Annotated in this window: 22 protein-coding genes; 8 read left to right on the forward strand and 14 right to left on the reverse strand. The window is 64.5% G+C overall.

The genetic code is table 11. The features are described 5' to 3' along the window. Window positions 1-11: 11 nt before the first annotated feature. Window positions 12-980 (forward strand): 2-hydroxyacid dehydrogenase, encoded by a 969-nt coding sequence (locus tag W930_RS0106450; RefSeq protein ID WP_023874416.1) that lies wholly within the window; start codon window positions 12-14, stop codon window positions 978-980. A 121-nt stretch (window positions 981-1101) separates the two neighbouring features. On the opposite strand, the gene W930_RS0106455 is transcribed toward W930_RS0106450, so the two are convergent. From W930_RS0106455 to W930_RS0106465, 3 genes are all read right to left on the reverse strand, one after another. Beyond that, a complete protein-coding gene (locus W930_RS0106455; protein ID WP_023595883.1) occupies window positions 1102-2898 on the reverse strand; it encodes a hypothetical protein in 1797 nt (598 codons plus the stop codon). A 79-nt stretch (window positions 2899-2977) separates the two neighbouring features. Further along, complete coding sequence (locus W930_RS0106460; protein ID WP_023595882.1) at window positions 2978-4027, reverse strand: porin; 1050 nt, start codon at window positions 4025-4027, stop codon at window positions 2978-2980. 261 nt (window positions 4028-4288) lie between these two features. Then, window positions 4289-4756 carry a VOC family protein gene (locus tag W930_RS0106465; protein WP_023595881.1) on the reverse strand — a complete coding sequence of 156 codons (468 nt, stop codon included), beginning with the start codon at window positions 4754-4756 and terminating at the stop codon, window positions 4289-4291. A 253-nt stretch (window positions 4757-5009) separates the two neighbouring features. On the opposite strand from W930_RS0106465, the gene W930_RS0106470 reads away from it, so the two are divergent. The 5 genes from W930_RS0106470 (at window position 5010) to W930_RS0106490 (ending at window position 9535) form a co-directional block, all read left to right on the forward strand. After that, on the forward strand, window positions 5010-5663 hold the full coding sequence (locus tag W930_RS0106470; protein ID WP_023595880.1) for a GntR family transcriptional regulator: 654 nt from the start codon (window positions 5010-5012) through the stop codon (window positions 5661-5663). A 320-nt stretch (window positions 5664-5983) separates the two neighbouring features. Further along, window positions 5984-6487 (forward strand): inclusion body family protein, encoded by a 504-nt coding sequence (locus W930_RS0106475; protein WP_023595879.1) that lies wholly within the window; start codon window positions 5984-5986, stop codon window positions 6485-6487. A 79-nt stretch (window positions 6488-6566) separates the two neighbouring features. Further along, window positions 6567-7079 (forward strand): AidA/PixA family protein, encoded by a 513-nt coding sequence (locus tag W930_RS0106480; protein WP_023595878.1) that lies wholly within the window; start codon window positions 6567-6569, stop codon window positions 7077-7079. A 227-nt stretch (window positions 7080-7306) separates the two neighbouring features. Then, the gene (locus tag W930_RS0106485; RefSeq protein ID WP_023595877.1) at window positions 7307-8533 is read left to right on the forward strand and encodes an amidohydrolase family protein; all 1227 of its coding nucleotides are present in this window, start codon (window positions 7307-7309) and stop codon (window positions 8531-8533) included. Between the two features lie 162 nt (window positions 8534-8695). Next, a complete protein-coding gene (locus W930_RS0106490; protein ID WP_023874418.1) occupies window positions 8696-9535 on the forward strand; it encodes a bifunctional allantoicase/(S)-ureidoglycine aminohydrolase in 840 nt (279 codons plus the stop codon). A 50-nt stretch (window positions 9536-9585) separates the two neighbouring features. On the opposite strand, the gene W930_RS0106495 is transcribed toward W930_RS0106490, so the two are convergent. The 9 genes from W930_RS0106495 to W930_RS0106545 form a co-directional block, all read right to left on the reverse strand. Next, window positions 9586-10476: a LysR substrate-binding domain-containing protein gene (locus W930_RS0106495; protein ID WP_023874419.1), complete on the reverse strand. Its 891-nt coding sequence runs from the start codon at window positions 10474-10476 to the stop codon at window positions 9586-9588. Window positions 10477-10601: 125 nt separating this feature from the next. Further along, window positions 10602-12383, reverse strand: coding sequence for a gamma-glutamyltransferase (gene ggt / locus W930_RS0106500; protein ID WP_023595874.1), 1782 nt, complete (start codon window positions 12381-12383; stop codon window positions 10602-10604). Window positions 12384-12398: 15 nt separating this feature from the next. Beyond that, the gene (locus tag W930_RS0106505; protein ID WP_023595873.1) at window positions 12399-12935 is read right to left on the reverse strand and encodes a DUF1097 domain-containing protein; all 537 of its coding nucleotides are present in this window, start codon (window positions 12933-12935) and stop codon (window positions 12399-12401) included. Between the two features lie 28 nt (window positions 12936-12963). Beyond that, a complete protein-coding gene (locus W930_RS0106510) occupies window positions 12964-14235 on the reverse strand; it encodes an amidohydrolase family protein (protein ID WP_080685114.1) in 1272 nt (423 codons plus the stop codon). Between the two features lie 258 nt (window positions 14236-14493). Then, a complete protein-coding gene (locus W930_RS0106515) occupies window positions 14494-15138 on the reverse strand; it encodes a response regulator transcription factor (RefSeq protein WP_023874421.1) in 645 nt (214 codons plus the stop codon). Then, window positions 15129-16250, reverse strand: a complete 1122-nt coding sequence (locus W930_RS26390) for a PAS domain-containing protein (protein WP_023595870.1) — start codon at window positions 16248-16250, stop codon at window positions 15129-15131. Before W930_RS26390 ends, W930_RS0106515 begins: the two co-directional genes overlap by 10 nt. 224 nt (window positions 16251-16474) lie before the next feature. Continuing rightward, window positions 16475-18100 carry an ATP-binding protein gene (locus tag W930_RS0106535; protein WP_023874422.1) on the reverse strand — a complete coding sequence of 542 codons (1626 nt, stop codon included), beginning with the start codon at window positions 18098-18100 and terminating at the stop codon, window positions 16475-16477. A 62-nt stretch (window positions 18101-18162) separates the two neighbouring features. Next, window positions 18163-18900 carry an alpha/beta hydrolase gene (locus W930_RS0106540; protein WP_023595867.1) on the reverse strand — a complete coding sequence of 246 codons (738 nt, stop codon included), beginning with the start codon at window positions 18898-18900 and terminating at the stop codon, window positions 18163-18165. A 127-nt stretch (window positions 18901-19027) separates the two neighbouring features. Next, on the reverse strand, window positions 19028-19918 hold the full coding sequence (locus tag W930_RS0106545) for a LysR family transcriptional regulator (RefSeq protein ID WP_023874424.1): 891 nt from the start codon (window positions 19916-19918) through the stop codon (window positions 19028-19030). A 96-nt stretch (window positions 19919-20014) separates the two neighbouring features. Here W930_RS0106545 and W930_RS0106550 point away from each other — a divergent pair, with 96 nt between their 5' ends. Then, window positions 20015-21031, forward strand: coding sequence for an NAD(P)H-binding protein (locus tag W930_RS0106550; RefSeq protein WP_023874425.1), 1017 nt, complete (start codon window positions 20015-20017; stop codon window positions 21029-21031). Between the two features lie 41 nt (window positions 21032-21072). On the opposite strand, the gene W930_RS26395 is transcribed toward W930_RS0106550, so the two are convergent. Both W930_RS26395 and W930_RS26400 read right to left on the reverse strand, forming a co-directional pair. Next, complete coding sequence (locus W930_RS26395; RefSeq protein ID WP_023595864.1) at window positions 21073-21939, reverse strand: IclR family transcriptional regulator; 867 nt, start codon at window positions 21937-21939, stop codon at window positions 21073-21075. Window positions 21940-21972: 33 nt separating this feature from the next. Then, window positions 21973-22650: a hypothetical protein gene (locus W930_RS26400; protein WP_023595863.1), complete on the reverse strand. Its 678-nt coding sequence runs from the start codon at window positions 22648-22650 to the stop codon at window positions 21973-21975. 213 nt (window positions 22651-22863) lie between these two features. Here W930_RS26400 and W930_RS0106565 point away from each other — a divergent pair, with 213 nt between their 5' ends. Further along, entirely contained in the window at window positions 22864-24126 is a 1263-nt protein-coding gene (locus W930_RS0106565; RefSeq protein WP_023595862.1) for an MFS transporter, read from the forward strand. Window positions 24127-24192: the final 66 nt, after the last annotated feature.

Genomic DNA, 24192 nt, shown 5'->3' on the forward strand with positions numbered 1-24192 from the left:
TTGACACCGCCATGACCGATGCACCGCTGCTTCTGAACTTCATTGCGCTCGAGGCCACCGCGCGCGAACAATTGCTGGCCGCAGGCTTTCGTCTTCACGACGTCGACACGCATCGAACTCGGATCGAAGACATCGCGTTCGCGCCGAACGTGCGCCTGCTGTTGACGAATGGCACGACCGGACTGAGCGCCGCGCAAATGGATGCGCTGCCTCGGCTCGAACTCGTGTGCGCCTTCGGCGCGGGCTTCGAGAACGTCGATCTGGCCGCGGCCACCGCGCGCGGCATCGCCGTCGCTCATGCCCCCAACACCAACGGCGAGACGGTTGCGGATCACGCGCTGGCCTTGATGCTCGCAAGCGCGCGCGGACTCATCACCCTCGATCGCGCCGTGAAAGCCGGAGGCTGGGCCCGGCACCGCGCCCCGCGTCCCACCCTCAACGGTGCACGGCTGGGCGTCGTGGGCCTTGGCAACATCGGACACGCGATCGCCGTGCGCGCGCAGGCCTTCGGCATGTCCATCGGCTATCACACTCGCACGCCGCGCACCGACTGCCGCTGGGATCACTTCGAGAGCGTTGCCGCACTCGCCGATGCCAGCGACTTCCTGGTGCTTGCCTGCCCCGGTGGTCCTGCCACGCATCACCTTGTCGATGCCGACGTGCTCGCAAGGCTCGGTCGCGACGGCTTTCTCGTGAACGTGGCGCGCGGCAGCGTCGTCGATACCGCAGCCCTGATCGAAGCGCTGTGCGACGGCGTGATCGCCGGTGCAGCCCTCGACGTCTTCGAGACCGAGCCCGACGTGCCGTCCGCATTGCGCATGCTGGAGAACGTGGTGCTCACACCGCACATCTCCGGTCGCTCTCCCGCCGCGCTGCAGGCGCAGATCGACCTGCTGCTCGCGAACCTGCATGCGCACCTCGCGGGCGCGCCACTGCCTGCGGCGGCAAACACGGTCGAGCGCCGCCACGCCGGCGCGTAAAAAGGAAGCGGGCAACCGGGAGACCATCGGAGGCTGCCCGCTTCAACACTTCACGCTTTGGAGGCCCTGTGAAGTCGTCTGCGGCGACGGCACGACAAGTCGTGCCGCGCAATCGCGAAGCTCAACGCGCCGGCCAGGGCTTGGCCGGCGCTTTCATCACCGGCTCGCCAAGCAGCGGGCTCGACAGTGCGTAGGCGCCGTTCTCGGTGAAGGCCCACATGATGTTGCGGTCGTACTCCGTGTACATCGCGAACACCCCCTTGCCGAGCGTGTAGACGGGCAGTTCCGACTCATCCGCCAGACCCGGTACGAAATATCCCGCAATGCTCGGCTTGGCAGGGTCCTTCACGTCGAAGATCTGCACGCCCGCGTTGTAGAACGAATAAGGCACGATGCCCTGGCGCCACGTTCCCGGTTGACCGATCGAGTTAGACCGCTTCGGACCGAAATTGCCACCGCGCTGGCAGAAGCTCGTAAACGGCGCGCCTTCGGGCACTTCCGGCTCGGGTAGCTTCGCCGCGACCTTCATGTGGGCCGGATTACGTGCGTCGACCACGAAGATGTCCTTGTACGGCTCATAGCAGTCGCGGTTCATCGGATAGCCGCTCGTGAGCACGTAGCCGGTGCGCTCGTACTGGCTCACATCCGCGTTGTCGTACTCGGTGCCCGCGAAACTCGGCGCCGTATTCACGTTACCCAGCACCTTCGGGTGGGCCGGATCGGACAGGTCGAACGACCACAGCCCCAATCCGCCCATCGCGCCGAAGCCCACCTTGCCGCCCTGCTCCAGCGGCTTGGGCAGGAAGATCGGCATGCGCGAGCCCATCCAGGACGTGCGATTGCCTGCGCGCGGATTCTGCAAATAGGCCTGCTCGTGCCCGGCGTTGCCAAGGATCTGGCCCGGCACCGAAATCTGCGAGACGAACTTCGGGTTGGCCGGGTCCGACATGTCCCAGACCTGATAGCCCGGCGAGTAAAGGTAGTTCGGATATTCGGTGAGCGCGTAGCTATCGTCCGGCGCGGCCGAGAGGATCATGTACTTGCCGCCGTAGAACTCCGGCGAATCGAGCGAGCCCGAGCCCTGTTGCTGGCCGATGGGCGCGTTCGGGTGCCGGTAATCGGTCGTGCGCGTGGCGATGAGCTTCCAGTCCGACGGCAGTGGCCCGTTCATCTCGAACACCCGGAAACCCTTGAGCGAGTTGTAGTTGCGCTGCGCGGCAACCTTTTCCGGCTCTTTCGACTTGTCACGCATGAGGCCGTAACGCCCGATCTCGAACGACGCGACGAGAATCGGCTTGCCGAGCTTCTTGTTCCACACGATGGTGGCGCCGCCCAGATAGTCGTGCACATTGTTCGGATCGAACTTCTCGCTCGATCCCTTCGGGCCCCACACGCCGCCCCTGGAGAACACGACCTTGCCGTTTGCCGGGTCGGTCACATCCATGATGCGCAGATAGTCGCGATCGTGAATGTACAAATAGCGCTTGCCATTGAAGTCGGCGATGTTGTTCCATGCATGGAACGGCGAGCCCACCCCCGGATAGAAAGCCAGCACCTTGACGTTCTTCGTGTAGCTATTCTTGTCCCAGCTCGCGAGCTCCCCCGGGAAACGTTGCCCGGTGTGAACCTCGGGCGTGGCCTTCGGCCAGATGAACTTGCCCGTGGACGGATCCATGCCGTAGTCGATGCCCGCCTTGAGCGGCTTGGGTTCGCGATCGGGCGTGAGGCGCAACCAGCCGGCCAGGTAAGGGTCCTTGACGTTCGGCGTGCCGGGCGTGCCCGAGGGTTGCGCCGGCGTGGCGGCGGCCGGGGCCGGTGCGCTGTCGGGCGCAGAGGCGTGCGCGGCGAGCGTCATCGTGAGCGCCGCGAGCACTGCGGTAGCGGTCAACGACACGCCGAGTGTCTGCTTGCGAAACATGTCTTCCTCCTTCGTTTCAAGAATCTTCCCGTCGGCGCAAGGCGCGCCGACAGCGTGATGGCATGCGTGCGAAGCCCCGTCAGAACGCGTGCCGGATGCCGAACTGCACCCCGGACGGGTTCTGCGTGCCGGTCGGTCCGACCTGGAAGGTCACCGGGTAATGCACCGCCGTGTCGTTGCTGTGCTGCACGCGGGCATACGTGGCGTAGAGCGTCGTGCGCTTGGACAGTCCGTACATGTAACCCACCACGAAGCCATTGGCGTTCGAGAGGGCCTTGTTGTCGTCGTCCTGCCGATGGACGAAGCTCGCGTAGAAGCGATGTCGATCCGTCAACGCGTAGCGCACGCCGGCCTGGATATCCCAGCCGCGCACGTTGAACGCAACATACGGTGGGTAGGCGTAGTAACCGTTGTAGGTGTGATAGATCAACGTCGGCTCGACGCTACCGAATCGGTACGTCGCGGCGAAGTAGTTGTCGCGCGACGAGCGGATCTGGCTCGATGAAAAGATGTCGCGTGTGTATTGCAGCTCGCTCACGGCGCCGAGAAAGATGCCGCCGTTGCGATATTCGAGCCCTGCCGAGTAGAAGCGGCCCGAGCGCGTGCCGTCGCCCACGCCGGTGGTTGCCATGAAGCGTCCCATCAGGCCATGCCAGCGCGGCGTGTTGTATTGAATGGCGTTATCGACGCGATACGACGCGTAGAAGAACTCCATGTTGTTGACCATACTGAAGTCGGCCGCCCAACTGGGATCGGCATAGCCCGCGATCCAGTAAGACGGCGTGAACTGGCGGCCCAGCGAGAATTCGCCCCACGGTCCCTTGATCCCCACGAACGACTGGCGCGCCTGCACCGACTGGGTACCAGTGTTCGCGGAGAACATCGGTTCGTAGGTGAAGAACGCGCGGTTGCCGCCGCCGAGCTCCTCGTATCCGCTCAGGTTGAAGCGGGAGTTGTTGAGGCCGCCGCTCGAAACACGTGTGACCTTGCCGCCATTCGCCCCCGAACCCCACAGCTGCTCCAGATTCAGGTCCACAAATCCCGAAAGCGTGACGCCCCCGGTCGATTGCGCGTACGCACCGCCCTGCATTGCACCCAGCAGCAATGCACACAACACTCGCTTCTTCATGCCGTCTCCTGAAATTTCTCGTTGTTGTCACGGCGCTCCCCTTCATCGACTTCCCGGGGACGTCTGCCGCCCGCACGTTGTATGTATACAATCTTTGCAATGATTATACATAGCAAAGAAATTGAATTTCTACCGCTATTTGCTTATACAAACGGGCGATTTTGTTATAGCGGGTTACCCCTGATGGCCTTTCCTGGCCGACGACAAGGTCACCGCTCGAGCATGATCAGGACGATGGCGGGGACCGGCCCCGCCGTGGTGTCATAGTCCGTTGCGATCGGCCTGGAGGCCCTCGTGGCGCAGCTTCGGCGCCTCGTCCCTGCCCGAGCCATCTCGCGATGCGCCGCCCCAGCCGTGGGCCGTCACGTCGAAAATGACGCCGTTCGGATCGAAGAACTTCACTTCGTAGAAGATGTTGCTTTTCACGGGCACCTCGCCCATGTAGTAGCGGCCGCCGGCAGCCTCGATCTTCGCGCGCGAGGCTTCGACGTCTTCGACCCAGATGCCGATGTGGTGCAGCCCGACGTACTCGCGTCCGCGATCTCCGGCGGCCTCGTCATCCTTGTAATTGAGCAGCGCCAGGTTGATGACGCCGTCGGACAGATAAACGCCGCGCGCGAGCGACGAATCCGTCTCGCCGACCTTCTTGAAATCGAACGCCTGCATGTAGAACTCCGCCGCCTTCCAGGGATCCGGCACGGAAAGCGCGATGTGACGCAGTTTGGCCATGGTGAGATGTCTCCTTCAAAGTGAGATGTCAGCTCGTGCCGGAACGCCCGGCAGAGGCTTTATGTATACTATCTCAGCAATTTGCATTCAAAAACGTATTTTTGGATGCAATGAGAAGGCACATGATGGTTGCTTTCCATGGCAGGTCCGCGCTGTCTCGCTGTGGAACACGAGCATCGAAAAAAACACCCGTATAATCCCCATGTATACAATCCGATCAGAAAAACACATCCACGGAGCGAGATAGACACGCATGGCCGAAACCATTGCCGCACGAATCTGCCGCGTTTTGACGGGCGAGATCATCGATGGGCGCTTGCCGCCGGGACAGAAGCTGGAGGAAGTCGCCCTGGCCGAGCGCTTCAAGGCGTCGCGCACCCCGATTCGCGAAGCGCTGCGAGAGCTCAACGCACGAGGCCTGATCGAACTCACGCCGCACAAGGGCGGTGTCGTGGCAAGCATCAGCGTCGACGACCTGTCCGACATGCTCGAAGCCATGTGCGAACTCGACGCGCTGTGCTGCCGCCTCAGTGCCCAACGCATGAGCGCGATGCAGAAGAAGCAACTCGAGATGATCCACATCCAGAGCAAGCAGTGCATGGATGCGGGGGACGAGGCGGGGTATCTCGCGCTCAACCGCGAATTCCATCAGTTGCTGAGTGCGGGCACGCAGAACAAGACGCTCATGGCGCTGATCGACAGCCACCGGGAACGCCTTGCGCCGTTTCGCGCGGCGCAGTCCGACGTCGAGGAGCGCTTCACCGTATCCTTCGACGAGCACGAGCGTGTGGTGCAAGCGGTGCTCGCGTCCGATGCCGAAGGCGCATACAACGCCATGCGCAGCCACACCGCACGCCTGAGCATCCACGTGCTCGAGCGTCTGCAACACAGTCGCAAACCGACTTGACGCCGCGGGGCGCCCGCCCGGTGCCCGCAACGCGAAATAACCGACAGCCCATGCCGTGTCGCGCGCATGGGCTGTTTGGGTCATGACGTTCCAATTTCGTGATTGGTACGTTCCCTATCGGGCATGTCGCGCCAATACTGGCGCGCCACGTGGCGCCAATGTCACTCATATCGCGCCAGCCTCGCGTGGTTGAATCTCACCACGACGCCAACTAGCCTCCATCGGTGAAATGCTTCAGTGCATTTCGCGCGCCGCGTCCATGCGCAGCGCTCGCGGGCCGTCACCGACGGCGTTCCACCCAGGCTCTCGTGGAGACACACATGTCAGAAATCACCGATGTGCTGGTCAGCATCGACACCAAGACGATCGTCGACCGGTACGGCAAGAATTGCAGCATGGCCAATCCACCGATCATCGACTTCAAGCATGTTTTCATGATCGTGACGCAAGGCAATGTGGTGAGCGGCCAGGCGGGCGGCGAACTCGACGTCGCGGCGACGGTCGGCGACGTCATCCGCTGGCGCGAGTGTTCGTTGTCGCTCGGCTTCGAGCAGTCGTGCATCTTTTACAAGTTCATCGGCAATCAGGGCAACGACCTGATCTCGCCGCCCTCGCCTCGCGAGGCGGAAGTCACCATCCCCGTGCCAAATCCGCCTGACCCGACCAAGCCGAAGAAGCAGAAGTGCTCGAACTACTTCTGGTCTTGCGAAACCCTCAAGACCGGCCGCGTGACGTATCACTTCCAGTTCATGGTGCTCGACCGCAGTGGCAACCTGTGCGGCTGCTATCAATGGGACCCGTTCATCACCATTCGCAACCACTGAGCCGAGCCATACCGCGATGCGCGGCGGGCGTGACGGCCCGCCGGGTCGCGGCGCCCGAGCGTAACGGCGAGGAACTTCCATGTCCGACGTACAGACGCCCGATGCCCACACCGTAATCGACGTGCTGCTGGTCATCGACACCGTGACGCTGCTTGCGCGTCAAACGCACGCGGCACCTTCCCAGCGCCACGCCGAACCTGGCGGATGGTTCACGCTTGCCCCGGGGCAAGTCGAACCCGACGCGGCGCGGATGCCACCCTGGCGTATCGACGCGGCGCCCGGCAATTGCGTGCGCCTGCGCTGGACACCACTGGCCATGCAGGGGGAACACGCGGTGCTGCTCGACCTGTCGCCGACCGACACGGCGGTGTTCGGCGAGTGGCATCTGCACATGCACGCCGACTCGCCTCGCCATGCGCCGTCGATGGGGGACCCCGAACACCCCGCCCTACGGGCCGCGCCCGACGTCTATTGGCAGGCGGAAGTCGAACGTGCAGGATCGACCGAACTGAGCGTGGGACTCACCATCACCGACCGCGGCGCCAACATACTCAGTCGACTGCGGCGGCCGTTGCGAATCGCGGTGCGGTAGGCGATCGAAGATGCGCCATCGCGTCCGCGCGTGCGATTGCGCTTGCGCAGCATTTGAAAATCGAATGCGTTGTATTTTGATATTTAATTTGTCGATGCGGGATCGCTTCGCTATCTTGTGAGTCTTTCCCCGCCGTTTCATCGTTTCACCTCCCAAGAGACCTCGCGGCACTGGCGCCACGTCACGCAACGCCAGCGAGGCCAGGGGCATGCAACAGAGGCCGTTCCATGACTTACCGCGTTTTCGTTGGTGCCGTCGGTGCCGACGGCAGCCCCCTGTCCCTCGCTACGCGCGACGGTCGCTTTACCTACGTTGGTCCACAAACGCCCGACACCGCCCACGCTCAGGTCATCGATCTTCAAGGCAAGCTGGTGCTGCCCGGCTTCGTCGACGGCCACATCCACCTGGACAAAAGCTTCGTGGGCGATCGCTGGCGACCGCATCGCCCCGCTTCGACACTGCGCGAGCGGCTGGCCGCCGAGAAGCAGGAAATTGCCGACGCCGCCCCCATGGAAGATCGCGCCGACGCACTCATGCGTCAGTGCGTATCGTTCGGCACGCTTGCCATGCGCTGTCACGTCGATGTGGACGCCAGCACGGGCCTCACGCATTTGCACGCGGTCATGGCCATGCGCGACAAATGGCGCGAGTGGCTCGACATCGAGCTCGTGGCGTTCCCCCAGGCCGGCGTGATCCGTTGCCCCGGCACCGCAGCGGTGCTAGAAGCCGCCGTGCGCGAGGGCGTCCAGGTCGTGGGCGGCATCGATCCGACCACGCTCGACGGTGATGCGCACGGTCAGCTGGATGTGATCTTCGGCATCGCCGAGCGGCACGGCACGAAGATCGATATCCATCTGCACGAACCCGGCGACATCGGCCTGGCACAACTGCATCGCATCGCGGCACGCACGCAGGCAGCCGGGTTACAAGGGCGCGTGTCGGTGAGCCATGCGTACGGTCTGGGCGACATCGGTGCGGCAGCGCTCGACACTGTGGCCCGGACGCTTGCCGACGCCGGCGTGTCGATCATGACGAACGCCCCCGGCGATCGTGCATTCCCGCCGATCCTGCGCCTTCGCGAAGCGGGCGTGCGTGTCTTCACGGGCAACGACAACATTCAGGACAGCTGGTGGCCGTACGGCAACGGCGACATGCTCCAGCGCGCCATGCTCATCGGCTACCGCTCCGGCTTCTACACCGACGACGCGCTGCACGTGGCGCTGGACATGGCCACCGAATCGGCCGCCGCGGTCATCGGCAAGACGGATTACGGCCTGCGTGCCGGCAATGAGGCAAGTTTCCTCGTCTTCGACGCACCGAATGCCGCTGCGGCCGTGGCCGCCGCACCGGCCGCGCGCGCGGTGATTCGTCGCGGACGTTACTGGGGCGGACCCGCGCCACTCGCGCTCGATCCGGCCCTGTTGCGGGACACAGCAGGGTCCACCCCGACCTGACTGTCATGCGCGATGTCGTGGCCTGCGCGAGGCCACGGCGCCGTTCTCGATCGTCGCGCCAAGGTGAAGCGATCCGCGCGCGCCCCCAGGTGCGGATCGTTGCCTGCGAGCCCCGCGACGAGCGATGGGGAGAAAAACAGAATGCATCAGGAGCCATCAACCATGTCGAAGACTAGTTATTACGCGCCTCACGGCGGGCATCCGGGCCAAACGGAACTGCTCACCGACCGCGCCATGTTCACCGAAGCCTACGCCGTCATTCCGAAGGGTGTGATGCGCGATATCGTCACCAGCCATCTCCCGTTCTGGGACAACACCCGGTTGTGGGTACTGGCCCGCCCCCTCTCTGGCTTTGCCGAGACGTTCGCGCAATACATCATGGAAGTGGGTCCCGGCGGCGGCAGCAACAAGCCCGAGCAGGACGACAAGGCTGAAGGCGTGCTGTTCGTCGTCGAAGGCGAGATCACCGTGACCATTCAGGGCAAGGCAAACACGCTTGCCCCCGGCGGCTATGCATTCGTTCCGCCGGCCACCGACTGGCAACTGCGCAACCACAGCCAGGGCACCGCCCGTTTCCACTGGATTCGCAAGCACTACCAGGCCGTGGAAGGCCTGCCATATCCCGAGCCATTCGTGAAAAACGAGCAGGACGTCGCGCCGATCCCGATGCCGGGCACGGACGGTCGCTGGGTGACCACGCGCTTCGTCGACATTCAGGACATGCGCCACGACATGCACGTCAATATCGTGACGTTCCAGCCGGGTGGCGTGATTCCGTTTGCGGAGACGCACGTGATGGAGCACGGACTGTACGTGCTCGAAGGCAAGGCCGTCTACCGCCTGAACCAGGACTGGGTGGAAGTCGAAGCCGGCGACTTCATGTGGTTGCGCGCTTTCTGTCCGCAGGCCTGCTATGCGGGCGGCCCGGGCCCGTTCCGCTATCTGCTGTACAAGGACGTCAACCGTCACATGAACCTGACGCTGGGCACCCAGCCGAAGTAATCCCGCGGCCCGGCACTGCCGGGCCGCATCGCCCGACACGCACGCGTCGCTCACTTCGGCGCGCGCGCTTTCGTGTCCAGCATTCCCGTCAGCACCTTGGCCAGCGCGCCCACCATGGGGTCGGCGCTCGGGCGGTGGAAGATGGCAAGCTCGAATGCGTCGACCACCGGCAACCCCTGAGCGCGACCAAGCACCTCATGCCCCGGCAAAACCGCGCGCGGGGGCACGAGGCTGATTCCCATTCCGTCGGCCACCGCCCCCTGAATACCGCTCAGGCTCGAGCTCGTGAAACTGATGCGCCAGTTGCGTCCCATCGATTCGAGCGCATGGATCATGTCGTCGCGGTAGAGACCGCGTGTGGGGAAGGTGACGAGCGGCACCGGATCGAGCGCGAACGACGGATGCTTCGCACTGTCGATCCACGCGAGCTTCTCCGGCCGGCTGGCCACGGCTTCGCGACTGTTGCGACGCTGCTTGACCAGAACCAGATCGAGTTCGCCGTGATCGTAGCTACCCAGCAAGTCCCGGCTCAGACCGCTCGTGACCTCGAGCTTCACCTGCGGATATTGTCGATTGAAGCGGGCGAGCACCTGCGTGGTCGCCCCCGTGGCAAAGTCCTCCGGCACGCCCAGACGCACCGTCACGGCCACGACCGCCCCCGAGAGCGCTTCGCACATCTGGTCGTTGAGCGCGAGCATCTGACGGGCGTAACCGAGCAGCAATTCCCCCGCATCGGTGACATGCACCTCGCGGTTGCCGCGATCGAGCAGCTTGTGCCCGACCATGTCTTCGAGACGCCGCACCTTCTGGCTCACGGTCGATTGTGTCGAATGCAGGCGTGACGCCGCCATGGTGAAGCTGCCGCAGTCGGCGACCATCATGATCGAGCGCAACAGATCCAGATCGAAGATCGGACGATTCGATTTCACACTGCCGGCCATGTGGTGTATTTACGATTGCAATGGATGGCATCTCTTGTATCACGCACAACGAACGTCCGGCAACTGGGGTTTGCTGCGTGGCCGGGCGCACGACACGGCGAAACCGCGCCCGGGCACGACGCGCGTCACAGGCCCAGGGCACGCCCATCGCTGCGAGGGTCGTGCGCCCCCGTCATCTGTCCGTGCGAACCGAGACGAATCGCCCCGGGATGCCCGGCCAACTGACTTTGGGGGGGCAGCGGGCTGATCTCGTGTCCCCGCGCCGCCAGCGCGGCGAAGACTTCGTCGCCCGCGTCCTGTTCGAGCTTGAGGCTGTCGCGGCTGTCGGAGAACGTTTTGCCGAGCAGGAATCGCGGGCGGCGCAGCGCCGTGAGCGGATCCATCTCGTAATCGATCAGGCGCGTCAGCACGGCGGCGAGCGTCTGCGGCTGACCGTCGGCGCCCTGTGTGCCGTATAGCAGATGTGGGCGGCCTTGCTTCAGGTACATGCCCGGATTGAGCGTGTGAAACGGGCGCTTGCCGGGTTGCAGGGCATTGGGGCTCTTCGGATCGACGCTGAACGCGGCGCCCCGGTTGTGCCACAGCACACCGGTGTCGCCAAGCACCACGCCACTTCCCCAGTCGAAGTACACCGTTTGGAGCATGCTCACGCAATTGCCCTGGCTGTCGACCGCGCCGATGTACACCGTGTCGCCGGTGCGGTACACATGCGGCCACGGCATGGCGTGGTCCATGCGGATGCTGCGGGCATGTGCGTCAAGCGTGGTGCTCGAGAGCAGTCGGTCGACCGGCACGTCACCGAAGTCCGGATCGGCCACGTAGCGGTTTCGGTCGATGAAGGCGAGCTTCACTGCCTCGACCAGGACGTGATAGTAATCGGCACTGCCCTCCGGCATCGATTTCAGATCGAAACGGTTGAGAATGCCCATGATTTCGAGGGTGGTCACTCCCTGCGTGGGTGGCCGCAACCCGAGCAGTTCGCCGTCGCGATACGCAACGCGTAACGGCACCTCCTCGCGTGCCCGGGCTTTCGCCAGATCGCCAGCCCGCAATGGCGAGCCGATGCGCTTCAGCCCCGCGGCGATGCGCCCGGCGAGGTCGCCTTCGTAGAATTCCCGTCCGCCATGCGTGGCAATGCGGTCCAGACTGCGCGCGAGCGCCGGTTGATGGAATCGCTCGCCCGCCTGAGGCACCCGCCCGTTCGGCATGAAGACGGAGGAAAAGCCTTCCCATCCGGCGATGTCGTTGGCACGAAACGTCTGCCAGAAGTGCTGCGAAGGTGTGACGGGAAAGCCGTTCGCGGCATACTCCGTGGCGCGCGCGAACAGCGACGACCATGCCTGCCGTCCCCCCCATTGATCGCGACTGAGCGCGAATGCCTTGTCCCAGACCGCGACGGTGGCCGCCGTTGTGAGGGTGGCGCCCGGCCCCCGCACCGGAATCGGGGTGCCTGACGACAACCCCACCGGCAACGCCGCCGGCGCCTGCCCAATACCCGAGAGCGTACGCACATTGCCGTCGCTATCGCTGATCACCATGAACGCATCGCCACCCAGACCGGTGAAGTGCGGGTAAGTGACGCTCAGCACCGCGCCGATGGCGATCGCCGCCTCGATGGCGTTGCCTCCCGCGCGCAGCACCTCGAGCCCGGCCTCGCTTGCCAGTTCGTGCGGACTGGTGACCATGCCGTGCGTTGACTGCGCCAGGCGCGGACCGGCCGGCGCGTTGCCTTCGGCGCGCATGGTCGCCGGGGCCGCGGCCACCGCTTCGGCCGCCTCGGCGGCGGCGATCGGCATGACCGCGCTGCCGGCCAGCGCCGCCGTGCCCATCAGAAAGTTGCGCCGCGTCGTACTGGCGGTGTCGCCGGTCGCGCCCGTCGGTGCCGTGACTTTTTGTGTGAACGTCATGCCGTCTCCCCTCGATCAGACTTCCGCCTTCCAGCCCTTCCAGAGGCGTGGATGCGTGACTTCCGGTGCCGAGTACCGCTCCTTGACCCAGGCATACACCGGCCCCAGCGCGTTCATCGCCACGGCCGCGCCGAGCGCGGCATACGGGTCTTGCGCCACCGGGCCGAAGCCGCCGAACAGTGTGGCGAAGTACGTGGCGAACCCGAAGAACATGCCGGGAATGAAGTTGAGCTGCGGGAAAACGCGCGCGAGCGCCATCATCGATCCGTTGCCGACAAACAGGATCGCCATCTCGGCGAGCACCAGGGCGTTGCCGCTGAACTGCGTGGCCGCCTGCCTGAACCCCAGCACGATGAGAAACGCGAAAAATGCGCCGACAGGCAGCGTCGCCCAGATGCGTTTGAGGTTGACCAGCGTCGGCCCTCCCATTGCAAACGTGGCAGCCCAACTGATGAAGATGGCCCATGGCGGCAAGTGCAAGGGCAACATCGCGATGGGGATGGTGGTGACCGCAAGCAATGAGGCGACGACTTCCGCAGGCAGCTTCTTCATGATTGTCTCCTTGAGTTATGTGGGAACTTCACTGCGCACAACAACATGAATGCCGGTGAATCTCGCAGCTGTGCTGCGTCACGACCGTGATGCGGCCGCGTTTGATCACCCACAGGCGTGGCGGGATGTCGAGCAGCGCATCGGCCACCCTGAACGTATCGAGAATGATGAGATCGGCTTGCTTGCCCACCGCAATGCCGTAGTCATGCGCCAGCCCGATGGCACGCGCCGCGTTGTACGTGCCCATGTCGAGAATCGCCTGCTGATGCTCCGGCACGCCGAACTGGGCCACGTGCGCGAGCAGGTTGCCGATCTGCAGCATGTCGGCCTTGCCGAACGGCGTGAACGCGTTGCGCACGTTGTTCGACGAGTACGCCACGTTCACCCCGGCACTGTGTAACGCCTTGACCGGCGTCAGGCCGCGCCGCGGGTTCTGCGTGTCCTTGCGTCCGCCCAGGTACAGATCGGTCGCCGGCAGCGTCACGATGCTGATGCCGGCCAGCCGGATCTGTTCGATCACCGGCGCGAGTGCATCGTTGTCGAGTGCGCCGAGGCTCGTCACGTGTCCGAGCGAGACGCGGCCCTGATAACCGGTGTCGATGGTTCTCCGGGCAATGTAGGAGATCGCCGCGAAGCGTTGATCGCTGGTGTCGTCGGCGAAATCCGCATGCATGTCGATCGGCGCGCCGAAGCGCTGCGCGAGCTCGAACACGATGTCGATGTGGCGACGGGTGTCGTCCCAGTTCAATTCGTTGTAAGGACATCCGCCGACCACGTCCGCCCCCATGCGCAAGGCATCGATCATCAGCTCGTAGGTGCCTTTCGACTTGAGAATGCCCTCTTGCGGAAACGCCACGATCTGCAAGTCGAGCAGGCTGTCGTACTCGTCCTTGAGCGCGAGCAGTGTTTCCACGCCGATCAGCCCCTGGATCAGATCGACGTCCGGGTGCGCGCGCACGGCGGTGGTTCCGTTCCTGATCGCCATGTCGAGCACCTGGCGCGAGCGATCGAGCACGTCTTCGCGCTCCTGCTTGCTCTTGAGAATGCCGGTCACGCGAATCGCTTCGTCCAGCGTGCCGAAACGCGCAGGCAGGCGGCGGTGCAGCAGCGCCTTGTCGAGATGCAGATGCGCCTCGATGAGCCCGGGAATGGCGGCACGGCCCTGCGCGTCGATCTGCTCGTCGGCGCTGGCGTCGATGCCCGGCTCCATCGCGGCGATGCGTCCGCCCTCGATCGCGATGTCCACGAGCGGCGCGTCGTCGCGCACGCACACGTTGTTGATCAGCAGGTCCACATGCATGGTGCGGTCTCCTTACTTCACAGAGTTGAACGGATCAGCTGGCGAACGCCGGCCGGGTGGCAATGAAAGCGTGCCCCGGCCGCGTAGCCGGCGCTGATCGCGCCTGCCTCGCATCGGGGCTTGAAGCAAGATTAGGAGCGCGCCCGCGGAAGGGGCATCGGGATTTGCTGGTTTTCGTCTAGGAATTTCCCTAGACGCGCTGCAGCATGCGGAAGCGCAGGAGGGAGGATGGCCGGGCGCGTGGTCCGCGCCGCGGCGTCAGGCGTCGGTGCCGGCGACGATCAGGCCGTGCTCGATGGCGTAGTGCACCAGTCCCGCGGTCGATGGGATGTCCATCTTGGTCAGGACGTTCGCCTTGTGGGTGCTGACCGTCTTGGCGGAGAGAGACAGGCATCGGGCGATGTCGTTGATGCCATTGCCCTCGACCAGCATCTGGAAGATCTGGAATTCGCGTGCGGTGAGCCGGGTGTGCGGCAGCGCTTCGGCAGGCTGCTGAAGTTGTCGAACGAGCTTCTCGGCGACCAGCGGCGAGACGACGGTGCCCCCGCGCGCCACGCGTCGGATGGCGCTCATCAGTTGCTCCGACTCGGCATTCTTGGTGAGGTAGCCGGCCGCGCCGGCCCGGATCGCCTGCACCGCGTACTGCGATTCCCGATACATGCTCAGCACGAGAATCGGCAGTGCCGGATAGCTGGCCTTGATCTGGGCGATCAGTGCGATGCCGCTCTTGCCGGGCATCGACATGTCGAGCAGCAGCACGTCGACGGCGCTCAGGCGCAGTCGATTCAGGACGTCGTTGCCATCGACGGCTTCGGACGCCACGCTCATGTCGGGCGCCGTGGAAATGATCTTCTTCAGGCCATCGCGAATGATCGCGTGGTCGTCGGCAATCATCACTCGCATGACCACCCCGCTGCGTTGGTGATTGTCGCGGCATTCGACGCGTCCGGGCGATCCGTCGCTGCGGCGGCCGAGCGGGCCGGGATACGAACGCTCACGCGCGTGCCCTGCCCTGGCGCGCTTTCGATGTCGAACGCACCGCCGAGCATCAGTGCGCGCTCGCGCATCCCCATCAGGCCGAGGCGCTGTCCATGGCTCGCCTGCGCGGTGTCCATGCCCCTGCCGTCGTCGGCAATGCTCACATGGCAGTGGCCCTCGCGCAGATCGAACACCACGCGCACATACGACGGTTGTCCGTGACGACTTGCATTGGTGAGCGACTCCTGCACGATCCGGAAAATGGCCGTGCTGCACTCGCTGTCCAGGCACGCCGTCACCGTCTGGGGCATGACCAGTTCGCAGGGCAGACCGTGACGCTGCGAGAACGTCTCGGTGAGCCATTCGAGCGCGGCGTGCAAACCGAGTTCGTCAAGCACGGCGGGGCGCAGGTCGGCGGCGATGCGGTGCACCGCATCGATCGTCTCGTCGACCAGATCCTTGAGCATCTGGATGTGCGCGGCCCGATCGTGCGCCGATGCGTCGGGCTGGGTCTCGAGGTAGCTCAGCCCAAGACGCAGGCCGCCAAGCCATTGACCGAGTTCGTCATGCAGTTCGCGAGACAATCGTGTGCGCTCCGCCTCGCGCACCGTCTGCAGGTAGGCGGAGAGTTGGCGCAACTGTGCGCGGGAATCGAGCAACGCCATTTCCGAGCGCTTGCGATCGGTGATGTCGCGAGAAATGCCGACAGTGCCTACGATGCGACCATGCGCATCATGCACGGGCATCTTGACCGTATCGAACCAGTGCGGTGTGCCGTCTGGCCCGGGCCGGCTTTCCTCGTAGCGGCGTCGCACGCCACTGGCCACCACCGCCCTGTCGGTCGCCAGGTAGACGCGCCCCCATTCGGAGGCCCAGACCTTGTCCGGTGTGCGACCGATGATTTCGGCTTCCGTGCGGCCGCAGGCGGCCATGAAGGCCTCATTGACCAGGATGTACCGCGACTCGGTGTCCTTGAGCCAGGCCTGGTCCGGGATATTGTTCAATATCGCCCGGTGCAGTTCACCATGCGTCTCCACTGCATCTCCTTGCCTCGCCGATCGAATGGCGCGGCGCAGCAATCTCATGGGCGCACAAGCCGCGATGCGCTTGCGTCCACGGCAAGCCGACAAGCCGGCGCCGGTTCGGCTCCAATATAGCCAGACGGGCGCCCGCGCGCGCCTCTAGTTTTCCCGGATATCGACATGCTGCAAGGTGTCATGAATTTCCGTGATGCGCGCACTGCGCTCGCCGCCGGGGTATGTCATGCGTCGTAGCCACGAAACAGCCCGCACAGCCGGAACACGTCCTCCGTATAGGGGATGTCCTTGACCTTGCAGTAGCGGCTGGCGAGCTTCATGAGCTCCTTGATGTCGCGCCCGCTGGCCTTCGGATAGCGACTCGCCAACGTCTCGATCAGGCTGTCGTCGAGATACGCCCCCACCTGCTCCGCCTGCATGCGCCAGAGCCGGCGCGCGTGTTCCGGGCAAGGCGTATCGTAGTGGATCGTGGCGATGCAGCGCGACAGGATGGCGTCGTCGACATCGCCGCTGCGGTTCGTCGTCATGAAGAGCAAGCCGTGGAAGTACTCCAGCGAGCGCAGGAATTCCGCCACGATGGCGTTGTGCTCCAAATCGTTGTCGCGGCGCCGGATGTACACGTCGGCCTCGTCGAGCAGCAGGATCGCGTTCCAACGCATCGCGCGACGCAGGATGGTCATGAGTGTGGCCCCTACCGACGCGGCGGTGGTTCCCAGCTGCCCCGAGTGCACGCGATACAGCGGCTTGCCCACGACCTCCGAGTAGATCTCGGCCGTCAGGGTCTTGCCCAATCCGGGCGCTCCCTGACACAGAATCGTGGCACCCCCCGATTTCCCGGGCACGAAGTCCGGCATCATCACGTTCATGTTCGACGTGAGGATGTCGATCAGGTCATGATGGTGCGACGGCAGCACGAGCTTGTCGCGCAGCCCCGGCTGGTACTCGTACTCGGCCATGTTCTGCACGTGTACCCAGAGATTGCGATGCCAGTCGAGATGAAACACGTGCACATAGCAATGCAGCGGTATCGTCTCGAACGCCCGGTCGATTTCGGCGTTGCGCCAGAAGTCCGCATCGCACGCCATCTCGAAGTTGCGCTCCAGCCGCTCTTCGTCGTTCACGCACCTGGCCGCCGTACCGTCCACCACGCGAATCAGTTCCGTCACCCCCTTCGGATCGACGGAGAACGCCGCGCGACGAATGACGAATTGCGCGCCGAACGCGCGCTGCACTTTCAGGAAGCGTTGCGCGTGCTGCTCGTACTCGTGCTTGAACTCGGCACACTCCTTGTAGAAACCGAACTCGGCCAGCAATTCGGGAATCGTGCGGTTGGCGATGTCGTCGCGCGTGAAAACGAGCGAGGTCGTCATGCCGGAACGGCGCAAGCGCTGCTCCGTCAGGTTCGAGTTGGCCGACTGCATCGTGTTCGCCAGCATGTCGATGACGACATACGGCGCGCCCTGCTCCGGCTCCACGTAGCGCAGGCGCCGCACGAGCCATGGCAACAACGCGCCGTCGCGATGGCGCTGGTACAGCCAGCCGTCGATGACGTCGCGCGCGAGGTAGGCGACGAGGCCCGGCACCAGCTTGTCCAGGCTGGGGATGACGCGTGCCTGCGGCGCGTTGTAAGCATTGTCGAGCGCGAGCATCTGGAACATCAGCGCGCGTTCGTTCTGCGTCTTGCACAGGAGGTAGAGCGTGTTGAGCGACTTGGCGTCGAACCACTCGCTCGACACCATCATGTTGCCCCGGCACACACCATAGGCGGTCAGTTGTTTGCCCAGCGCCGAATCGGCGCCGATCAGTTGCAGCAAGGGATGAATCAGTGACTCGGGAATTTCGAAATCCATGAACGGCACTCCCCGTAAGGCGGTGTTGCCCGTGCGTGCTGTGCGTTGTGGCAGCGCGCGTGTCAGGCGAGGAAGAAATCGATGGCGCGTGCCACGACGCCCGGTTCGATGATGTGCAGCCCATCGAATTCGACGTACTCCACGTCATAGCCTGCCGCCTTGAGTTTTTGGGCGTTTGCGCGACCGCTGGTCGCAATCGGCAATTGTTCGTCGATCAGGCCGTGCGCGACGAAGACGCGCGGCTGTCCTTCCTGCATGAAGATGGACATGAAGCCGCCCGAGAACGCAATGACATGACTCGCGATATCGCCATTCGTCACGCCGATCGACAGCGCGTAGCTCGCGCCGTCGGAGAAGCCCGCGAACGCCACTCGGCCAGCATCGATGCGATACCGCTGCGCCACGATGCGCAGCGCCTGCTCGAGACGCTCGAGATCAGGGCCGTTGCCGCCGATCACGATGTCCCACGTCGGAAAGGTCGAATGCGGAGCAAGCACGAGAAACTTGTGTTGCCGGGCATGCGGTTCGATGTGCGGCAACACCTTCTCGGGGAACCCGCCCGCACCATGAAACATGACGAAAAGTGCGACCGGTTGGTCCGTCGGCAGATCCGGCGGCACATACAGTACGGCGTCGCGCGTCTCACTGAGGCCGAGCGGGTGCCGCCCGGGAGGTAATGCGGCAAGGGCCGACGGGGAACTCGAAGGCGTGCCGGACTCCGCCTGCCCCGCCTCCGCCGCGCGGGAAGGCGACACCAGGACGTCTGCGGACATGCGGCCAAACAAGGAAGCGTCGAACATGGCGCGGTGATTGTCTCGTGATTGTCGATATTTTTGATATATTGTATATCACGAATCTTCCCCATTGCGGTACGGAATCGACACGCCGACACGCCGACACACGTGACATGCGAGCCGCGCGCCAGCCCTATTCGGCCATATAGCTCGTCAATCCGGCCACGAGCGCATCGAATGTCACCCGACAGCGCGGATTCGCACGCAGGTCTTCGTGCATCGCGACCCAGGTGGGAAGCCTGAAGCGAAACGCCCCGGGGAGCAAGCGAACCAGCCGGTTGTCACGCCGCGCGAGCGGCACCTGGCAAGCACCGATCCCGTACCCGGCGCGCAGCATGGCGAGTTGCGCCAGATCGCTGTCGGCACGAAACGCGAAACGCTCTCGCGTCCAGTTGGGAAAGCGCCGAGTGGCCTCCCGCAGAAATGGCGTCATCCGATCGAAACCGATCACCGCGTGGTGTGCCAGATCGGCCAGCGAGGCAGGCTGGCCGTAACGCGCGAGATAGTCGTCGCGGGCATGCAAACCGATGTCGATGCTTCCCACGCGGCGTGCGACCAGCGCCTCCTGCTGCGGCGGCGCCATGCGCACGGCAATGTCCACCTCCCGATGCAGCAGATCCTGAATGCGGTTCGTCGGCACCAGCTCGATGATCAGTTGCGGATGCGCGCGCCGCAGTGCGCTCAGGATCGGCGGCAGGACTTCCACGCCCACGACCTCGCTCGCCGAGATGCGCACGACACCGCTCACCCCGTCGCCATGACTGGCGGCCGCGCGCTCGAATGCCTGTGCCGTGTGCTGCATCGCCTGCGCGTGCGCGCGAAGCGCCTGTGCCGCATCCGTCGGCTGCAATCCCGTCTGCGAGCGGGTAAACAGCGACTGTCCGATCGCTGCTTCGAGCGCCGCAACATGCCGCCCGGCCGTCGGTTGCGTCATGCCGAGCACGCGCGCCGCGCCCGAGAGCGATCCCTCGGTCAACACGGCGAGAAAGGTCCGATAGAGATCCCAGCTCAGATGCTCAGTCATACAAAAATGTTTAACCGATAGATGATTTACGGTAATTTTAAATTAGCTGGCCAAGACTGAAAATGGCGTCACTTTCCTCATCTCAGGAGCGACACCATGACCCCCGAATCTCGCAACGGCGTCGGCCGCGCCCTCGTGTTGGGCGCGACGGGCGGCATCGGCGGCGAAGTCACCCGCCAGTTGCTGGCGGCCGGCTGGCAGGTGCGGGCGCTGCGGCGCGGCGGTGCGCCGCGCACGCAGGTTGCTTCGAGCAGCGTGCAGTGGCTCGACGGTGACGCCATGCACCCGGCCGACGTGCTCGCCGCCGCGCGCAATTGCGACGTGATCGTGCATGCGGTCAATCCGCCGGGGTATCGGAATTGGGATACGCAGGTACTGCCGATGCTGGACAACACCATCGTCGCGGCCACCCGGCACCGCACGACGATCGTGTTGCCGGGCACGGTCTACAACTACGGTCCCCAGACGTTCCCCGTGCTACATGAAGACGCTCCACAACAGGCGCTGACCCGCAAGGGACGGATTCGCGCGGCCATGGAAAGCCGTTTGCGCGATGCGGCGCGTCATGGCGTGCAAACCATCGTCGTGCGCGCCGGAGACTTCTTCGGCGCACAGACACGCAACAGCTGGTTCGGACAAGGATTGGTAAGGCCAGGCAGGATCACGCGCACGGTGCGGGTACCGAATTCGCCCGGCGTGGGGCATCAATGGTCATACCTGCCTGACGTTGCCCGCACCATGCTGGCCCTCATCGAACGACGCGCGACGCTCGGCGAATTCTCGAATTTTCATATGGCGGGCCACTGGGATGCCGATGGCACGCAAATGGCCGGGGCAATCGTTCGCGTGATGGCACAGTGCGGCGTCAAGGCGACCATGCGCCGCTTCCCCTGGTGGCTCGTCGGACTTGCGTCCCCGTTCGTCACGACGCTGCGCGAAATGCGCGAAATGCGCTATCTCTGGCGGCAGCCAGTGCGCATGGACAACACGCGCCTTGTCGCGGTGCTGGGAGAGGAACCGCATACGCCGCTCGACGTGGCCGTGCAAAGCACACTGGAAGGCCTCGGCTGCCTGCCCGGCCACCCCGGCGCCACGCGAATGGCTCACCCCTGACGCGCGCCGTTATGCCGACGCGGCGACCGCAGACGCGGGGGTCAATTGCCGCGAGCGCCCCCCAGCAGGCGCGAGATGCGCCGCGCGGCGTCGGTCAGCGCGGCGACCGTTTGCGGATTGGGATGCGCCGGCAAGTAATGAATCGAGCCGACGATGGCGAGGGTGCCGAAGAGCGATCCATCGTCCTGCACGATGGGCGCGGCCAATGCATTCACGCCGAGGAACACTTCCTCCGGCGCGTCGGCCCAGCCGCGTTCGCGCACCAGCGCGAGTTCGTGAGAGAGCCGCATCGGATCGGTGATCGTGTGGGGCGTGCACGCTTCGAGAGGCCCGCAGAGCACGGCATCACGTCGTTCGGGCGGGCCGAATGCCAGGGCGATCTTGCCCTGCGCCACGCTGTGCAGCTTGAACTGCGTACCCGGGTGCAGCAGGATCTCCAACGGACTGCGCCCGCGCATGACGTCGAGCACGACCACATCCTTCTCGGTAAACGAGCTGATGACGATGGTCTGCCCCACGGCATCGCGCAACTCCTCCATGACCGGGCGCGCCAGCCCCACCACATCGAACTGCTTGACGAGCTTCTGGCCCAGCAGGAACAGGCGCCAGCCGATGCGATAGCGGCTGGTGCGCGGGTTCTGCACCACGTAGCCCTCCTGTCGCAGCGCCGTCAGATGACGATGCACGCGCGCCTTGGGCACACCAAGCGCTTCGGCCAGATGCGTCACCCCACACTCGGCATTGCGCTCGGCCAGCAACTCGAGAATGCGCAGCGAAATCACCGAAGTCGACGACGTGTTGAGTTCGTCGCCGCCCGCCTCGCCCTGGCTTGACGGATTCGGCAGGGTCGTGGCGGCATCGTGCGCGCCGGGCCTTACGCCGTTCGGGGTGTCCTTCGATGGTTTCACTGCGTGTCCTTTGTCACTGGCGCCGCACGGTGACTACTGCGCGTCGAGCGAGATGAAACGCTCGCCGAACACATGGTAGCGCTGCGGCTTGTTCTTGTTCGCGTCCTCGGCGTTGACATAACGGATCGAACTGCGATTCCGGCAGGCCCGCGGCAGGATGAAGCAGCGGATGAATGTCGTGTCGCGCGCCTCGGTCGTGGGCGCGAGCACGGGCGCGTGCCCCAGTTCGAGCCAGGCCTCGCCGGGCCCGTGCGTATGCGACGCGCCGAGCGTTTCGATCGTGATCTCGCCCTCGAGCGTGCAGCGCACGCCAGGTCCTTGATGCACGTGCGTATGCGCCACGCCGCCGGGGGGGAATTGTACCTTGTCGCATCGCATCAGCCAGCGCTGCCGCGGGTCCAGCTCGATGGGCGCGGCCAGTTTGAGCGTCGACGACGCCCCCGGGGCGGAAGCGATCTCGCCCGGTGTCGGCGCATCGCCCGACATCAGTTCCCAGCGCCACAGCGTCGCACCTTCGCTGCCCGCGTTCAATGCCACATCGTCTTCGCCCAGCCAGGCACTGTGCGCAGGATGATGCTGCGCTCCCGTCTCGAACTCGATGGCTACGTCACCGCGCACGACAAAAATCGCGCGCCTCGCCGCAGGCAGATAGACAGGCGCGTGGTTCGGCGCGATGACGTCCTCGTACAAACGCAATTGAAACGGCTTCACTTCTCGATCTCCTGTAACCCATCGCTTGCCCCGACCATCGAGACAATGCTGATACGAAGTATCGTTCATCGATACGCAAAGCACCATTTATGGTTTACCACAACACCCGACTCCGGATTGTCCTGCTACTATTCAAACGAAATCATTCCTGCTCGTATCGATAATCGATACAAAGCACATGATATAACGATGACATCCATGAAGGAGACAAGAATGGACACTGGCACGACCGCCCTGAAATCGGCGGGCGGGGCACGCCGGCCGTGGTATCGCGGCGCGAGCCCCGCGCAATGGCGGGCATTTGGTTCGGCGTATATCGGCTGGATGCTCGACATCATGGATCTGATGCTGTTCGCGATGGTGATTCGCTACATCAGCGCCGATCTGCACTTCGACAAGGGCGTGGCGGGCATGATCGCGTCGCTCACGCTGCTGGCCACCGCTTTCGGGGGATTGTTCTTCGGCTTTCTCGCCGATCGCATCGGCCGCACCCGTTCGATGATTCTGTCGATCCTGTGCTACTCGATCGGGACTGCGCTGTGCGGCTTCGCCGACTCGGTGACGCAACTGCTGGTATTCCGCTTCCTGCTCGGGCTCGGGATCGGCGGCGAGTGGTCGGCCGGCGCCGCCCTCATCACTGAGACGTGGCCCGCCGAGCATCGCGCGAAAGTCATGGCGTGGGTGCAGAGCGCGTTTGCCGTCGGTTACGCGGTCGCCGCGATCGTTGCCGCCGTCATCCTGCCGTATTTCGGCTGGCGTTGGGTCTTCGCGTTCGGCCTGCTGCCGACGGTGCTGGCGTTCTGGGTCCGTCGGCACGTCGAGGAACCGGCCATCTGGCGCGAGCAGCGCGTGCGTCTCACGCTGGGGCAGACGCTGGGCATGCTCTTCGGCCCGTATGCCCGCAGCACGATGGTCGGTCTCGCCTTCACGGCGGCGGCAATGTGCGGCTACTGGGGATTGTTCACGTGGATCCCGGCGTATCTCGCCACGCCCGTCGATCAGGGCGGACCGGGCTTCGACCTGCTGCGCTCCACCACCTGGATCGTCATCATGCAGATCGGTGCGGCGGCCGGCTTCGTGTGTTTCGGCTACATCGCCGATCGCATTGGCTGCCGCAAGTCGTTCCTGCTCTTTTTCCTCGTGTCGGCGGTCACGGTGCCGCTCTACGTGGCGATTCGCGAGCCCCTGCTCCTGCTGGCGTTCGGTCCGGTCGTGGCGTTCTTCGGCACGGGGTTCTACAGCGGCTTCGCCCCGACCTTCGCCGAGATGTTTCCGACGCAGGTGCGCGCCACCGCCCAAGGCTTCATCTATAACACCGGGCGCGCGGCCAGCGCACTCGCCCCGGCCGCGGTCGGCCTGCTCTCGCGCGGCGAAAACGTGAGCGCCGCACTGGGGGCGACAGCCGGCTTCTTCCTGCTCGCGGCCGTCATCGTGTACTTCTTCCTGCCGGAAAGCCACGGCGACGCGCTCGCCTGAGCGACATCTTCCCGGGCAATGAAGGCCTGGCGCGCCGGTCGGTGCACGTTGTGCCACCGGCGCGCC

This window comes from Pandoraea sp. E26 (assembly GCF_000681415.1).
GTDB classification, from domain to species: domain Bacteria; phylum Pseudomonadota; class Gammaproteobacteria; order Burkholderiales; family Burkholderiaceae; genus Pandoraea; species Pandoraea pnomenusa.

Coding starts and splice junctions, on each gene's coding strand:
- W930_RS0106470 (WP_023595880.1), top strand. CDS start 5,010: ATGGCCGAAACCATTGCCGCACGAATCTGCCGCGTTTTGACGGGCGAG.
- W930_RS0106545 (WP_023874424.1), bottom strand. CDS start 19,918: ATGACTGAGCATCTGAGCTGGGATCTCTATCGGACCTTTCTCGCCGTG.
- W930_RS0106480 (WP_023595878.1), top strand. CDS start 6,567: ATGTCCGACGTACAGACGCCCGATGCCCACACCGTAATCGACGTGCTG.
- W930_RS0106515 (WP_023874421.1), bottom strand. CDS start 15,138: ATGCGAGTGATGATTGCCGACGACCACGCGATCATTCGCGATGGCCTG.
- W930_RS0106490 (WP_023874418.1), top strand. CDS start 8,696: ATGTCGAAGACTAGTTATTACGCGCCTCACGGCGGGCATCCGGGCCAA.
- W930_RS0106475 (WP_023595879.1), top strand. CDS start 5,984: ATGTCAGAAATCACCGATGTGCTGGTCAGCATCGACACCAAGACGATC.
- W930_RS0106465 (WP_023595881.1), bottom strand. CDS start 4,756: ATGGCCAAACTGCGTCACATCGCGCTTTCCGTGCCGGATCCCTGGAAG.
- W930_RS0106460 (WP_023595882.1), bottom strand. CDS start 4,027: ATGAAGAAGCGAGTGTTGTGTGCATTGCTGCTGGGTGCAATGCAGGGC.
- W930_RS0106550 (WP_023874425.1), top strand. CDS start 20,015: ATGACCCCCGAATCTCGCAACGGCGTCGGCCGCGCCCTCGTGTTGGGC.
- W930_RS0106485 (WP_023595877.1), top strand. CDS start 7,307: ATGACTTACCGCGTTTTCGTTGGTGCCGTCGGTGCCGACGGCAGCCCC.
- W930_RS0106510 (WP_080685114.1), bottom strand. CDS start 14,235: ATGCATGTGGACCTGCTGATCAACAACGTGTGCGTGCGCGACGACGCG.
- W930_RS0106450 (WP_023874416.1), top strand. CDS start 12: ATGACCGATGCACCGCTGCTTCTGAACTTCATTGCGCTCGAGGCCACC.
- W930_RS0106455 (WP_023595883.1), bottom strand. CDS start 2,898: ATGTTTCGCAAGCAGACACTCGGCGTGTCGTTGACCGCTACCGCAGTG.
- W930_RS0106505 (WP_023595873.1), bottom strand. CDS start 12,935: ATGAAGAAGCTGCCTGCGGAAGTCGTCGCCTCATTGCTTGCGGTCACC.
- W930_RS0106535 (WP_023874422.1), bottom strand. CDS start 18,100: ATGGATTTCGAAATTCCCGAGTCACTGATTCATCCCTTGCTGCAACTG.
- W930_RS0106540 (WP_023595867.1), bottom strand. CDS start 18,900: ATGTTCGACGCTTCCTTGTTTGGCCGCATGTCCGCAGACGTCCTGGTG.
- W930_RS0106565 (WP_023595862.1), top strand. CDS start 22,864: ATGGACACTGGCACGACCGCCCTGAAATCGGCGGGCGGGGCACGCCGG.
- ggt (WP_023595874.1), bottom strand. CDS start 12,383: ATGACGTTCACACAAAAAGTCACGGCACCGACGGGCGCGACCGGCGAC.
- W930_RS0106495 (WP_023874419.1), bottom strand. CDS start 10,476: ATGGCCGGCAGTGTGAAATCGAATCGTCCGATCTTCGATCTGGATCTG.